The 14,537-nt window shown below is 71.8% G+C and carries 11 protein-coding genes; 7 read left to right on the top strand and 4 right to left on the bottom strand.

Translation table 11 applies throughout. The annotated features are described in order from the left end of the window. Positions 1 to 43: 43 nt before the first annotated feature. A complete protein-coding gene (locus AB0950_RS13835; protein ID WP_360147510.1) occupies positions 44 to 718 on the bottom strand; it encodes a pyridoxamine 5'-phosphate oxidase family protein in 675 nt (224 codons plus the stop codon). A gap of 155 nt (positions 719 to 873) precedes the next feature. Here AB0950_RS13835 and AB0950_RS13830 point away from each other — a divergent pair, with 155 nt between their 5' ends. The 7 genes from AB0950_RS13830 to AB0950_RS13800 all read left to right on the top strand — a co-directional run bounded on the left by AB0950_RS13830 (position 874) and on the right by AB0950_RS13800 (position 10,635). Further along, on the top strand, positions 874 to 2,148 hold the full coding sequence (locus tag AB0950_RS13830; protein ID WP_366778567.1) for an FAD-binding protein: 1,275 nt from the start codon (positions 874 to 876) through the stop codon (positions 2,146 to 2,148). 228 nt (positions 2,149 to 2,376) lie between these two features. Then, positions 2,377 to 3,624, top strand: a complete 1,248-nt coding sequence (locus AB0950_RS13825; RefSeq protein WP_366778566.1) for an ROK family transcriptional regulator — start codon at positions 2,377 to 2,379, stop codon at positions 3,622 to 3,624. Positions 3,625 to 3,799: 175 nt separating this feature from the next. Beyond that, positions 3,800 to 5,065 (top strand): sugar ABC transporter substrate-binding protein, encoded by a 1,266-nt coding sequence (locus tag AB0950_RS13820; protein WP_366778565.1) that lies wholly within the window; start codon positions 3,800 to 3,802, stop codon positions 5,063 to 5,065. 20 nt (positions 5,066 to 5,085) lie between these two features. Continuing rightward, on the top strand, positions 5,086 to 6,051 hold the full coding sequence (locus AB0950_RS13815) for a sugar ABC transporter permease (RefSeq protein ID WP_360147522.1): 966 nt from the start codon (positions 5,086 to 5,088) through the stop codon (positions 6,049 to 6,051). 23 nt (positions 6,052 to 6,074) lie between these two features. Then, positions 6,075 to 6,890, top strand: a complete 816-nt coding sequence (locus tag AB0950_RS13810; RefSeq protein WP_360148533.1) for a carbohydrate ABC transporter permease — start codon at positions 6,075 to 6,077, stop codon at positions 6,888 to 6,890. Between the two features lie 12 nt (positions 6,891 to 6,902). Further along, positions 6,903 to 9,779, top strand: coding sequence for a glycoside hydrolase family 2 TIM barrel-domain containing protein (locus tag AB0950_RS13805; RefSeq protein WP_366778564.1), 2,877 nt, complete (start codon positions 6,903 to 6,905; stop codon positions 9,777 to 9,779). Positions 9,780 to 10,038: 259 nt separating this feature from the next. Continuing rightward, positions 10,039 to 10,635, top strand: coding sequence for a TetR-like C-terminal domain-containing protein (locus tag AB0950_RS13800; RefSeq protein WP_360147527.1), 597 nt, complete (start codon positions 10,039 to 10,041; stop codon positions 10,633 to 10,635). A 2-nt stretch (positions 10,636 to 10,637) separates the two neighbouring features. On the opposite strand, the gene AB0950_RS13795 is transcribed toward AB0950_RS13800, so the two are convergent. The 3 genes from AB0950_RS13795 to AB0950_RS13785 form a co-directional block, all read right to left on the bottom strand. Next, complete coding sequence (locus tag AB0950_RS13795) at positions 10,638 to 11,726, bottom strand: cellulase family glycosylhydrolase (RefSeq protein WP_360570544.1); 1,089 nt, start codon at positions 11,724 to 11,726, stop codon at positions 10,638 to 10,640. 160 nt (positions 11,727 to 11,886) lie between these two features. Then, positions 11,887 to 12,687: an isocitrate lyase/phosphoenolpyruvate mutase family protein gene (locus AB0950_RS13790; protein WP_360570542.1), complete on the bottom strand. Its 801-nt coding sequence runs from the start codon at positions 12,685 to 12,687 to the stop codon at positions 11,887 to 11,889. A gap of 53 nt (positions 12,688 to 12,740) precedes the next feature. Beyond that, positions 12,741 to 14,501 carry a DUF2264 domain-containing protein gene (locus AB0950_RS13785; protein WP_360570665.1) on the bottom strand — a complete coding sequence of 587 codons (1,761 nt, stop codon included), beginning with the start codon at positions 14,499 to 14,501 and terminating at the stop codon, positions 12,741 to 12,743. Between the last annotated feature and the right edge of the window lie 36 nt (positions 14,502 to 14,537).

The following is a 14,537-nucleotide window of genomic DNA, read 5'->3' as shown; positions in this document are numbered from 1 at the left end:
CGGTTCAGGCGTACGTCTCACACCGTATGCCCCCGCCTGCGGCTCAGCCGTGCCGGGTCCCCGCACGGCGGGCGATGTGTTCCGGTACGGCCGTCCCGGCGGGCAGCGCCGGGTCGGGCTCGGGGTCGCCCCAGACGGTGGTCAGCGGCAGGACGCCGGCCCACAGGCCGAGGGCCGCGTCGGGACCGTCGCCGTCGTCCGGGGCGCCGGTGCGGATCTTGACGGACGCCTCCTGAAGGGAGAGGGCGAGGAGGGTGGTGGCGGCCAGCTCCTTGCGGCTGGGGCGGCGGGCGTACGACCACTGGCCCGGCGCGCAGTGCTCGGTGAGCCGGCGCAGGCCCGCCAGCTTCTCCTCGGGGTCGGTGACCTTGCGGGCGGTGCCGTGGATCATGGCGCTGCGGTAGTTGACGCCGTGCTCGAAGACGGACCGGGCGAGCACGAGCCCGTCCACGTGCGTGACGGTCACGCACACCGGGGTGTCGCCGGCCAGGCTGCGGCCGGCCACGGATCCGTGCAGATAGAGCCGGTGCTCGTCCCGCCCGTACACCGTGGGCACGACGACAGGCCGCCCCTCGACCAGCACGCCGAGATGGCAGACGAAGGCGGCGTCGAGGATCGCCTCCAGCTCGGTCCGCTCGAGGCTGCCCTGCTCGCGCAGCCGGCGGTGGCGCGTGCGGTCGGTGACGGGCAGGCGGGCGGGAAGCGGTTCCTGGATCATGGGCCGAAGGTACCGATATCGCATGGATGAGGCCAGTGAAATGTCGATTACATCGATCAGTAGCCTGGCAACGACGAAATCCGTAGCAGGACTCCCGGCCGGGGCGTGCCGGATGAGAGGGTCGGCGCAGAACCACTCTCCAGGAGGACGCAACTGTGACAGGGACGGCCGAGACCGCCGGGACGGTCAGCAACTGGGCGCGCACCATCACGTACACCGCGCGGGAGTTCCACCGTCCGCGCACCCTCGACGCGCTCGCGGCGCTGGTCGGGGCCGGTGAGCGGGTGCGGGTGCTGGGGAGCGGGCACTCCTTCAACCGGATCGCCGACCCGGGTCCGGACGGCGTGTTGGTGTCCACGGCCGACCTGCCCCGGGTGATCGACGTCGACACGGCGGCGCGCACGGTCCGGGTGTCCGGTGGCGTCCGCTACGCCGACCTGGCCGAGACGGTCCACGCGCACGGTCTCGCCCTGGCCAACATGGCCTCGCTGCCGCACATCTCGGTGGCCGGTTCGGTGGCGACGGGCACGCACGGCTCGGGCGTCGGCAACGGCCCGCTGGCCTCGGCCGTCCGGGAGGTGGAGATGGTCCTCGCGAGCGGTGACACCGGGACGATCGGCCGGGACGACCCGCGGTTCGGCGGTGCGGTGACCTCGCTCGGCGCGCTCGGCGTCGTCACCGCGCTCACGCTCGACCTGGAGGCGGCGTACGAGGTGGAGCAGCGGGTCTACACGGAACTGCCGCTGGAGGGGCTGGACTTCGCTGCCGTGGCGGCCGCGGGGTACAGCGTGAGCCTGTTCACGGACTGGCGGAAGCCGGGCTTTCGGCAGGTGTGGGTCAAGCGGCGCACGGACCGGCCGGCCGTGGACTTCCCCTGGGCGGCGCCCGCCGAGGTGCCGCTGCACCCGGTCCCGGGCATGCCGGCGGGCAACTGCACCGAGCAGTTCGGGGTGCCCGGGCCGTGGCACGAGCGGCTGCCGCACTTCCGGGCGGAGTTCACGCCGAGCAGCGGGGAGGAGATCCAGTCGGAGTACCTGCTGCCCCGGTCGGCCGCCCTCGACGCGCTGTACGCGATCGACGGTATCCGGTCGACGGTCGCCGGTGTGCTGCAGACCTGCGAGGTGCGTACGGTCGCCGCCGACGCCCAGTGGCTCAGCCCGGCCCACGACCGGGACTCGGTCGCGCTGCACTTCACCTGGGTGCGGGACGAGGCGGCGGTGCTGCCGGTGGTGCGCCGGCTGGAGGAGGTGCTGGAGCCGTTCGACCCGCGCCCGCACTGGGGGAAGGTCTTCCAGATCCCCTCGGCCGTGCTCCGCGGGCGGTACGCGCGGTTCGACGACTTCGCGTCCCTGGTCCGCCAGGTGGACCCGTCCGGCACGTTCGCCAACGCCTTCGTGCGGGACCTGCTCGGGCTCCCCGAGTACCGGTAGCCGTCCCGGAACCCGGTAGCCGTCCCGGAACCCGGTGGCCGTCATGGAACCCGGCAGCCGTTCCGGACCCCGGTAGCCGCTCTGGACCCCCGGTAGCCGCCTTGGACTTCCTTCATCCCCTTTCCTAAGCCCTTGTCGAAACTCCCTCCCAGCCCATAGCCTGGCGCCCGCGCCGGTGCCGGGGTGGCCCGGCCGGGTCCGGCTGGACGGGATGGGAGGGACAGCCGCGTGAAGCGCACATCACGTGACATCCGCACCGCGAACCGCTACGAGGTGCTGCGCCAGATCATCGCCGAGTCCCCCACCTCCCGGCAGGAGCTGGCCGCCGCCACCGGGCTGAGCCTGGCCACGGTCGCCACCCTGGTCGGCGAGCTGCTCGACCTCCGCATGATCACCGAGGTGGGCTTCGAGGACTCGGCCGGCGGCCGGCCCCGGGGACTGGTGGCCGTCAACGCGTCGGGGGGCGCGTTGATCGGCGTCGACATCGCGGAGACGTACGTCCATGTCGAGCTGTTCGACCTGGCGCTGAACGTGCTGGCCCGCGCCGAGGAGGACATGCGGCCCGGCGAGAGCCGCCCGGAGCAGGTGGTGGGCCATGTGGCCGCGGCCGTCGGCTCCGTGGTGGCGCAGGCCGGCATCGAGGCGGCCCGGGTGCTCGGCGTCGGGGTGAGCGTGCCGGGCCAGGTGGACCGCGACACCGGCGTCGCCGAGTACGCGCCCAACTTCGACTGGCACGACGTGCCGTTGCTCGATCTGCTCGCCGAGCACATCGCCTACCCGCTGTACCTGGACAACCCGCTGCGCGCCTGCGCGGTGGCCGAGCTGTGGTTCGGGGCCGCGCGGGGACGCGGGGACGCGGTCGTGGTCAACCTGGGCACGGGGGTCGGCGCCGGTCTGGCCCTCGGCGGCGGGCTGCACCGGGGCGTGAGCAACAGCGCCGGCGAATGGGGCCACACCACACTCGTGCTGGACGGCCGGCTGTGCCACTGCGGCAATCACGGCTGCGTCGAGACGTACGTGGGCGCGCCCGGCATCATGCAGAACCTGCGCGAACTCAGCCCGCAGTCCCCCCTGTTGCACCCCGACGACCAGACGTCCACCATCGACGCGCTGGCCCGCGCGGTCGCCGCCGAGGACCCGGTCGCGCTCAAGGTCATGCGGGACACCGCCCGCTACCTGGGCGCCGGCATCTCCGACCTGATCAACCTGCTCAACCCGGAAGTGGTCGTGCTCAGCAGCTGGGTCGCCGCCCGGCTGGGCGAGCCGCTGCTCGGCGAGGTCCGGCAGGCCGTCGCCCGGCACGCGCTGCGCCGGCCGCTGGCCGCCACCGAGATCGTCCTGTCGCCGATCCCCACCGACCCGGTGTCCCTGGGCGCGGCCACGTTCGCGCTGGAGGGGGCGCTGCAGTCCGTCGGGCACCGGTCCGCGAAGCGCAGCACCGCGCACGCAAGGAGCCGTACCGCACCGCCTTCGTGACGACGGAAGGGGTGCACGCTCAACTTCCCTGCGCCTCGCGCTTGTTCGTGATCCCGAACCCCGCACAACACTTCGAACCGACTTTGTCCAACCCCTTGCCGAAGCATTATCCGAAGGTTAACGTCCCGCACCAGCCTCAGCCGCACCCGCACCCCGACAGACAAGGACGTCAGCCATGCCGGCACAGAGCAACAGCACCTGGGACCGCCGTTCGATACTCCGGGCCGCCGCCGGTCTGGCCGTCGCCGCCCCGCTCGCCGCGTGCGGCGGCAACAACGGCCGCGGGGGCGGCTCCGGTTCGGGCAAGCAGCTCACCCAGATGTTCCACGCCTACGGCGAGCCGGGCGTGGAGCAGGCGGTCAAGCGGTACGCGGCCGCGTACAAGAAGGCGGACGTGACCACGCAGTGGATCACCAGCGCCGACTACGAGAGCAAGCTGTTCGCCACGCTGCTCACGAAGAACGCGCCCGACGTCTTCGAGTTCCACCCGCAGATCCAGCTGGTCAAGAGCGGCCAGGTGGCGGATCTGAGCGACATCGTCGATCCGGTCAAGGACGACTTCAACGCGGCCGACATCACCTCGCACACGGTCGACGGGAAGGTCTACGGCGTCCGGATGATCGACGACCCGCAGTTCTTCTTCTACCGGCCCTCCCTCTTCGAGAAGGCCGGCGTCAAGGTCCCCGAGACGCTGGACGAGCTGATCGAGGCCGCCGCCAAGCTCACCACCGGCAAGACGAAGGGCGTCTACCTCGGCAACGACCTGCACGCGATCGTCAACCCGCTGATCTGGTCCGCGGGCGCCGACACCCTCAACGACAAGAACGAGATCGCCTACCACACGCCCGCCGTCGTCGAGGGCCTGAAGAAGCTGCGCACGCTCTTCACCAGCGGCCATCTGCTCCTCGGCGCCCCGACCGACTTCTGGGACCCCTCCTCGCTCACCCAGGGCCTGTGCGCCGTCCAGTTCTGCGGCATGTGGGCGATGCCGCAGTTCCAGAAGGCGCTCGGCGACGACCTCGGCATCTTCCCGTTCCCGAAGACCGTCGACTCCGGCAAGCCCTCCGTCTACAACGGCGGCTGGTCGATGTTCGTCAACGCCAAGGGCGACGACGTCGACGCGGCCAAGGAGTACGTGAAGTGGCTGTGGATCGGCCAGAAGCGGTACCAGGAGGACTTCGCGACCTCGTACGGCTTCCACATCCCGCCGCGCGCCTCGATCGCCGCCTCCGCCTCCAAGCTCGAGTCGGGGCTGCCCGCGCAGGGCGTCAAGCTCTTCAACGACTACGGGCACTTCGACAACATCGGCTGGACCCAGGCCATGATCCAGGCGACGTGGGACGTCGTCGCCGACTGCGTCCGCAAGGGCGGCGACCCGGAGGCGGCCCTCGACCGGTGCGACAAGACCGTCGAGCGCGAGCTGAAGAAGCTGTTCGGATAGGCCGGCGGACGGACCACGACATGCCGACGACCACTGAACGCCGTCTCACCGCCCCCGCCCCCGCCGGGACCCGCCCCGCCAGGACCTGGCAGGGCCTGCGGGGCAGCCGCACCTTCAACTTCTGGCTGTTCGTCAGCCCCTTCCTCGCCGGGCTGATCGTCTTCATCTACGTGCCGATCGGCTGGAGCGTCTACCTCAGCTTCTTCGACGCCCGTTTCACGGTCACCCCGTCGAAGTTCATCGGCTTCGACAACTACACGTACATGCTGACGGACCCCAAGTTCGTCCACTCGCTCGGCACCTTCACCGTCTTCGCCGCGTTCATCGTGCCGACCACCTGGGCGGTGTCCCTGGGCCTCGCCCTGCTGGTGAACCGCCTGAGGTTCCTGCGGGCGTTCTTCCGCTCGGTGTTCTTCCTGCCGACCGCGTGCAGCTATGTGGCCGCGTCGCTGATCTGGAAGATGTCCCTCTTCAGCGGCGTGCGCTTCGGCCTGATGAACACCGTCCTCGGCTGGTTCGGGATCGACAACGTCGCCTGGCTGGCGAGCCCCAGTCCGCCCTGGTACTGGCTGGTGATCGTCACGGCACGGCTGTGGCTGCAGTCCGGCTTCTACATGATCCTCTTCCTGGCCGCGCTGCAGAACATCCCGGCCGAGCTGTACGAGGCCGCCGCCATCGACGGCGCCAGGCCCGGCTGGCAGACCTTCCGGCACATCACGCTGCCCCAGCTGCGCGCCACGTCGACCGCGGTGATCCTGCTGCTGCTCATCGCCGCGTACCAGGCCTTCGACGAGTTCTTCAACCTGCTCGACAAGACCACCTGGGGCCGGCCCCCGCTGGTCGAGCTGTACTACACCGCCCTGGGCACCGAGCAGGACTACGGCGCCGGCAGCGCGGGCGCCGTCATCCTGACCGCGCTGATCGTCCTCGTGACCCTGTTCCAGGGCAGGATCATGGGCTTCGGAAGGGGTGAGGAGTCCAAGTGACCGCCAAACACAGGGGCGGGGTGATGGGCAGCACCGGCCTGTACGTCGCCACGGGTGTCGCCGCCCTCCTCTTCCTGGTCCCCTTCTACGTGCTGCTGCGCAACGCCCTGTCCACCGACGCCAGGATCACCGGAGAACACTGGGAGTTCTTCCCCACGCATCTGCAATGGGGGAACATCAGTGAGCTGTTCGACGACCAGTCGGTGCCGTTCGGCCGGTCGCTGGTGAACTCCGCGATCGTCGCCGTCTCCATGACCGCCGGCATCCTGCTGGTGTGCTCGCTCGCCGGGTACGCCCTGGCCCGCATCCCGTACCGGCACGCCAACAAGATCTTCTACGTCGTGCTGGGCACCCTGATGGTCCCGACCTCGGTGACCTTCGTGCCGAGCTTCGTGCTGGTGTCGTCGCTCGGCTGGGTGGACAGCTACCGGGGCCTGATCATTCCGGGGCTGTTCAGCGGTTTCACCTGTTTCCTGTTCCGGCAGTACTTCCTCGGGTTCCCCAAGGAACTGGAGGAGGCGGCGCGCGTGGACGGGCTCGGCTACTGGGGCGCGTACTGGCGGGTCGTCGTGCCGAACTCGCTGAACTTCTTCGCGGCGATCGCCACCATCACGTTCATCAACGGCTGGAACGCCTTCCTGTGGCCGCTGGTCATCGGGCAGGATCCGGGCTCCTGGACCGTGCAGGTGGCGCTCTCGTCGTACATCACCAACCAGACCGTCGTCTTCCACCAGATCTTCATGGCGACCGCCATTTCCATCCTGCCGCTGCTGCTCGTGTTCCTCTTCCTCCAGCGCTGGCTGGTGCAGGGGATCGCGCAGACCGGCATCAAGGGCTGAGCTAGGAGACCGATGTCCCTCCGCAACCGCACCGTCACCGATTACGTCGAGGACGTCTCGCCGGGCTCCGGGGCGCTCCCGCCCCGCGCGTGGTATGCCTCCTCCGACGCCAAGACCCTGCCACTGAACGGCCGTTGGCGGTTCCGGCTGTCGCCGGCCGCCGACACCGAGGACGACTCCTTCGCCGCCGAGGGGTACGACGCCGGTGACTGGGCGGAGATCTCGGTCCCCGGCCACTGGGTGCTCCAGGGGCACGGCTCACCGATCTACACCAACCACCTGTACCCGTTCCCGGTCGATCCGCCGCGGGTGCCGACGGAGAACCCGACAGGCGACCACCTGCGGGTCTTCGACCTGCCGCAGGACTGGCCGCCGGACGGGGGCGCGGTACTGCGCTTCGACGGGGTGGAGTCCTGCGCCCGGGTGTGGCTGAACGGCACGGAACTCGGCGAGTTCAAGGGCTCGCGGCTGCCGCACGAGTTCGCCGTCGGCCATCTGCTCAGGCCCGAGGGCAACGTCCTGGCGGTCCGGGTCCACCAGTGGTCGGCCGGCTCCTATCTGGAGGACCAGGACCAGTGGTGGCTGCCGGGCATCTTCCGGGACGTCACCCTGCTGCACCGCCCGGCGGGCTGTGCCCTCGACTTCTTCGTGCACGCCTCCTACGACCACCGCGCCGGCACCGGCACCCTGCGCGTCGACTCCGACGTGGACGGCCGGGTGACCGTGCCCGGACTCGGCATCGACGTCGCGACCGGCGAGAGCGTCACCGTGCCGGCCGAGCCCTGGTCGGCCGAGACGCCCCGGCTGTACGACGGCGTGCTGGCCACCGAGGGCGAACGGGTGCCGCTGCGCATCGGCTTCCGTACCGTGGAACTGGCGGACGGCCTGATCAAGGTCAACGGCAGGCCGGTCCTCTTCAAGGGCGTCAACCGGCACGAGTGGCATCCTGAGAAGGGCCGCGCCGTCGACCTGGAGACGATGCGCGACGACGTGCTGCTGATGAAACGGCACAACGTCAACGCCGTCCGCACCTCCCACTACCCGCCGCACCCGGCCTTCCTCGACCTGTGCGACGAGTACGGCCTGTGGGTGATCGACGAGTGCGATCTGGAGACCCACGGCTTCACCGAGCAGGGCTGGCGGGACAACCCCGTCGACGACGACCGCTGGACCCCGGCCCTGCTGGACCGGGCGTCCCGCATGGTCGAACGGGACAAGAACCACCCGTCGGTCGTCGTCTGGTCGCTCGGCAACGAGGCCGGCACCGGCCGGGGCCTGACCGCGATGGCCGAGTGGATCCGCGCCCGGGACTCCTCCCGGCTCCTGCACTACGAGGGCGACCCCACCTGCCGGGACACCGACGTGTACTCCCGGATGTACGCCGACCACGCCGAGGTCGAGCGCATCGGCCGCGGCCTGGACGGCGGCACCCTCAAACGCCGCCGGCTCCCCTTCATCCTCTGCGAGTACGCGCACGCCATGGGCAACGGGCCCGGCGGTCTCGCCGACTACCAGCGGCTGTTCGAGTCGTACGACCGGCTGCAGGGCGGCTTCGTGTGGGAGTGGATCGACCACGGCATCGCGCATCCCGACCTGGGCTACGCCTACGGTGGCGACTTCGGCGAAGAGCTGCACGACGGCAACTTCGTCTGCGACGGCCTGCTCTTCCCGGACCGGACGCCCTCCCCCGGGCTCACCGAGTTCAAGAAGGTGATCGAACCGGTCGGCATCACCGGCGACTTCGGCGACGGCACGGTCCGGGTCACCAACAAGCAGGACTTCGCCGGTCTGTCGGCGCTGGTGTTCTCCTGGTCGTACGAGGTCGACGGGGAGCCGGTGGAATCGGGCGCCCTGCCGGTGCCGGCGCTGGCGCCCGGCGAGTCCGCCGATGTCAAGCTGCCCGCGCCGCCGGCCGGGGCGCCGGCCGGCGAGGCCCACTGGACGGTCCGCGCCGCGCTCGCCCAGGACACCCGCTGGGCGCCTGAAGGCCATGTCGTGGCGTGGGGCCAGGTCCCGGCGTCGGAGCGCCGGCCGCCGACGGTCCCGGCGACCGCCCGTCCGGTCACCGGCGACGGGGTGATCACCCTCGGCCCGGGCGCCTTCGACGCCCGCACCGGCGCTCTGACGGCCGTGGGCGGCGTGCCGGTCTCCGGCCTGCGCCTGGACGTGTGGCGGGCCACCACCGACAACGACGACGGCGCGCCCTGGCAGTCCGACCTGCGCTACGGGCCGCTGTGGCGGCACCTCGGCCTGCACCGGATGCGGCACCGGCTGGACGCGGTGGAGACCGGCGAGCACACCCTCACGGTCCGCACCCGGGTGGCGCCGGCGGCGCGCGAGCTGGGGCTGTCGACGGTATACCGCTGGACGTCGGACGGAGACCGTCTACGGCTGACCGTATGCACCACCCCCGAGGGCGACTTGACCGCCCCCCTGCCCCGGCTCGGCATCCGCTTCGCCCTGTCCGCGGCCGACGGTGTGCGGTGGTACGGCGGCGGCCCCGGCGAGGCGTATCCCGACACCAGGGCGGCCGCGATGGTCGGCCGCTGGCAGTCGACGGTGGACGGTATGCAGACGCCGTACGTCCGCCCCCAGGAGAACGGCGCCCGCATCGACGTCCGCTGGGCGGAACTCGGCGGCCTGCGCGTCGAGGGCGACCCGGCCTTCTTCCTCACCGCCCGCCGCTGGACCACCGAACACCTGGACACGGCCGCCCACCGCACCGACCTCACCCCGGGCGACACAGTCTGGGTCAACCTGGACCACGCCCACCACGGCATCGGCTCCCAGTCCTGCGGCCCCGGCCCCCTGCCCCGGTACCACCTGCACGCGGAACCGGCGGAGTTCTCCTTCGTGTTCTCCCTCGCCCCCGACCCGGAAGCCGACTGACCCCCACGCTCCCGGCACCCACCACGGCCGGCCGGTTCCCTGCCGGCCGGCCGTGCTCTCATCGGCCCTGAGACGATCAGCGTGCTCCTGCGCTGTGCGAAACTTCGCTCACGGACTCTCACCCCGGAAGACACCCGGATCCTGCTGGAGCGGATGCGAGGAGCGCCATGAGCACGACCGACCTGGTCCGGCTGCAGAGCAGTTACAGCGATGCCGGTGACGGCGACTGCGTCGAGGGCGCCGCCGGCGACACGCGCTGATGGCCCGTGCCGGAGTCACCGTCGAGCGGCTCGTCGCGGCGGCGGCCGAACTCGCCGATGAGGCGGGCTTCGCGCATGTCACGCTGTCCGCGCTGGCTCGGCGGTTCGGGGTGAAGGACGCGAGCCTGTACTCGCATGTGCGGGGGCTGGACGACCTGCGTGCCCGGCTCGCGCTGTACGCCGGCGGTGAGCTGATCGACCGGATCGCGCCGGCCGTCGCCGGCCGCGCGGGCAAGGACGCGCTGGCCGCCTTCGCCGGCGCCTACCGGGCCTACGCGCTGGAACACCCCGGCCGGTACGCGGCCACCCAGATCCGTATCGACCTCTCGCTCGTCGCCGACTCCCCCGCGATGCGCCGCACCGCCGAGATCACCTACGGCATGCTGCGCGGCTACGGCCTGGACGAGCCCGACCTGACCGACGCCGTACGCCTGTTGCGCAGCACCTTCCACGGCTACTGCGCCCTGGAGTCCTGTGGCGGCTTCGGCGCCGACCGGGACGTACAGGCCTCCTGGGACAAGGCGATCGACGCGCTGCACCTGGCCCTCACCCACTGGCCGCGCGAGACGGCGCGCGGGGACGCCGGCACCGGCTGACGTCACCCTTCGGTCGCGGGGTGTCCCTTGCCCCAGGCCCAGGCGAGGCGGTCCGCGCCGGAGGCGTTGGTGGTGGCCAGGCCCAGGCGGGTGCCGCTGCCGGTGAGGGTCTGGATGCTGTAGGTGTCGCCAGTGCGCAGCCCCGGCCAGTAGACCGCGCCCATGTGCAGGGCCCGGAACGTGTCGGTGTCGGCCTGGATGAACGCGACCGAGTTGGGGTCGGCGGCCGCCGAGGCGGGCTGGTCGTAGTCCAGCCCGGTCGTCATCGGGGCGCCGAACTCGTCCGCGACCGTGCGGGAGGCGCAGTCGCCGATGCGTGCCTTGAGGTCGGCGACCCACTGGTCGTACGTGGCGCTCTGCTTCCAGAAGCCGTAGTGGTGCAGGGACAGGTAGGTGCCGTCGAGCCGGTGGTCCGCGCAGACGCCGACGACACTGTCGTTGTACCCGGAGCCGCTGACGAAGATCCGGTTCCGGGGCACGGAGGGGTAGGCGCCGATCCACTGCGCCGCCAGGTCGGCCCAGGCCTCGGCGGTGTAGCCGTGCGGCTCGTTCATGGGCTCGAAGTAGACGAGCGGATTGCGCTGGTAGGACTCGGTGACGGTGCTCCACATGCGCCAGAAGGCGGGCAGGTCGTCGACGAAGCCGTCCTTCCGGGCGCCGGTGCCCTCCCAGTAGCTGAGGACGACCTTGAAGCCGTGCGCGGTGGCGGCGTCGATGACGGCCCGGTAGGAGCGCCAGGAGGAACCGTTGACGGTGTACGGATTCACCGGCAGCCGCACCGTGTTCGCCTGGAGGTTCTTGCGGAATCCCGCGATGACGCGGCTCGCCTTGGCGTAGGTGGTGGCGTAGTCGTCGGACAGGCTCAGGCCCGACAGCACCACGGGGTCGTCGGCGTAGTTGTCGCGCGGGTCGGCCCAGTTCACGCCGTGGAACTGCGCGGGCGTGAGGGAGGCGGCCGCGCTCTCGGCACCCGTTGCCGGGACGGAGGCCAGCCCGATCAGGGCGCTGCTGCTCAGCGCGACGGCCGCGGCGAGAACGGTGCGGGTCAGTCCGGTGGCGCGACGTGCGGCTCTGCGTGCGGAGCGGAACATGGGCGGGGACCTTCCTGTCGCGGGGAAGCTTCGCCTGAGCAGGCAGGGCGCACCCCTGTGCATCTGACGCGCTGTCACGTCGAGGCGATCACCTTCCGGCGAGAGCCTCGCCGTAGCCGTCCGGCCCTGTCAAGGCATCGGACAGTACTTCGTCAAACCGTCACGAGAAGTCGTCGGCCACCGAGTGCGGGCGGCTGAGCGCCTGCACCTCCCCGTACGACGGTGTGGCGCCCTCCGGCGCGCGCCCGCCCGCCACGGCGGCCATCGTCTCCACCGCCGCGCCCAGCGCCCGCCGGTAGAGCAGCGAGCCGACGCTGACCCGGCGCACACCGAGGCCGGCCAGCTCGGCGACCGTCGGTCCCGCGGGCGACCAGAGGACGTTCAGGGGCAGGTCGAGGTGCCGTACGAGGGCGGCGATCCGCCCGGGATCGGTCAGGCCGGGCACGAACACCCCGTCGGCGCCCGCCTGTTGGTAGGCCTCCAGGCGCCGCAGGGCCTCCCGGTCGTCGCCGTCGCCGGACCAGTACGTGTCGGTGCGGGCGTTGACGAACAGGCCGGGCACGGCGGCCTTCACCGCGGCGATCTTCGCCGCGTGCCGGTCGGCCGGCCCGAGCGCGTCCTCCAGATTGACCCCGGCCGCGCCGGCCGCCCACAACGCGCGCGCCAGCTCGGCCACGTCGTCCGGGTCCCGGCTGAAGCCGTCCTCGGCGTCGACCGAGAGGTAGTAGGGCTCCGCACCGAGGGTCACGGCGAGCCTCAGCGTCTGTTCGCGGGTCGCGCCCTCGCCGTCGGGCAGCCCGTCGGCCGCCGCCACGGCCAGGCTCGTGGTGCCGATCGCCGGGAAGCCCCGCGCGGCGAGCGCGGCCGCCGACGCGTGGTCCCAGGCGTTGGCCAGCAGCAGCGGCTCGCCGGGGCGGTGGTGGAGCGCGGCGAACGGGGTCGGGGGGTGCTCTGCGGTCATACGGCCACGCTAGGACCGGAACACTTCGGCGTTCGCCGAACCGTGACGTCCGCTCACCAGCGCGCCACCGACCACTGCGAGTCCCCGGATCCCCCCTCCGAGGCCGTGAAGGCGAAGACCTCTTCCGCGCCGGACGCCCAGCGGACGCTCACCCGGTGGTCCTCGCCCACCGTCACGGACACCAGCTCCGTCAGGGGCCTCGGATCCACCTCGCCGGTGAGCCGGGCGAGCGCCACGAACAGTGTGACGCCGTCCGCGCCGGTCCGCCCTGTCAGTCCCTCTGCATCCGACTCCCCATCCGACTCGGAATCCGTCTCCGAGCCGCCCTCCGACAGGCCCGACACCGGCAGGAGTTCGGCGCGCAGCCCGTCGGGGGCCTGCCATCCCGTGATCCGCACGGGGGTGCCGGGCGCGGCGCCGGCCACGAGATGGGCGCGCACCTCCGCCGCGCACTCGGCGAGCACGAGGCTGGTGACGGTGATCCCGTCGCGCACGGTGTGCCGGGAGGCGACCCATCCCTCACCGGCGCCGAGCGGCTCGATCCGGGTACGGCTCGGATCGCCGCCGACGATCACGCTGTTGTCGTACGACGCCGAGGGCGCGGTCGCCGTCGAGTAGGCGAGCCGGGTGTAGTAGGGGTCGTAGCGGACGTCCTCGCTGCCGTGGTTGTGCAGCCGGACCACGCCGTCCGAACGGGTCGACTGCAGCAGCCAGTTGGGGACGGGTACGGGCCGCACCTCGTCGGCACGGTCGACTGGCCCCGGCTCCTCGGTGGCCGTCCACACCTCGTGCTCCGGCGGCAGCAGCAGGCCCAGGAACCCCTTGCTGGCCCAGTAGGGCGAGGCCGGGCCGGAGTAGGTCTGCGCGACCGAGACGTCGGGGCCCAGCCAGCCCAGCGGGAGCAGCCCGCGCTCGTCGACCGCGCCGCCGTCCAGGAAGTACCGCAGCGCGCCGGACGCCAGGCGGCGGGTCTCGCCGGGGGCGAGGGGGGTGTGTCCGGTCAGGGCGCCGAGCCAGAGCGGCGCGGCCGTCGCGAAGCGGTAGGTGAGGGAGCGGCCCTGGTGCAGGGGGGCGCCGTCACCGCCGAACAGGCGGGCGTAGTCGGCGAGGTGGCGTGACAACCGTCGACCGTATACGGACAGCAGTTCACCGTCGTCCGCCAGCCATGCGTGGAGGACGGTGTACAGGTGCATCGCCCAGCCGTTGTAGTAGTCGAACTTCCGGCCGTCGCCGTCGGTGTACCAGCCGTCGCCGAGGTACCAGCCCTCGATCCGCTCCAGGCCCCGGTCGATCGCCTTGCTCGCCGCCTCGGGCCGGTGGCCGATCTCCTGCAGGAAGCCGCCGACGGTGACCGGGAACAACTCCCAGTTGCACGGCCAGGGTTCGGCGGCGAGGGCGTCCGCCAGCCAGTCGGCGGTGCGCTGCCGTACGGGGTCCTCCAGCCGGTCCCACAGCAGCGGCCGGGTCAGCCGCAGGGCGAGCGCGACGGAGGCGGCCTCGACGAGCGGCTGGCTGCGGTCCTCGATGCGCGGCCAGACGCCGCCGGGGCCGGCGGCGAGGCCGTCGGCGTAGCGGCCGAGCGCGTTCTCGTCGCGGCGGAAGGCGGCCAGCAGCAGCGTACGGGCGTATCCCTCCAGGCCGTCGGAGAGGTGCCCGGAGTGGCTGACGTGGTCGCCGGGGAGGTGGTACAGGGCGCGGTCGGGGGTGGCGTAGGGCTCGACGGCGGCCAGCAGGGCGTCGGCGGCGGCCTCCCAGTGGGCGCGGGTGTACCCGGTTGCGGGGCTCGTCTCACGGTCGTCGGCGGGCAGTTCGATCACGGCTGCGGCCTTCCTTCCTGGCGTGGCCTGGGA

It is taken from the genome of Streptomyces sp. NPDC007189, from assembly GCF_040703635.1.
Classification (GTDB): domain Bacteria; phylum Actinomycetota; class Actinomycetes; order Streptomycetales; family Streptomycetaceae; genus Streptomyces.
This window is presented reverse-complemented; position numbering and strand designations above follow the sequence as displayed.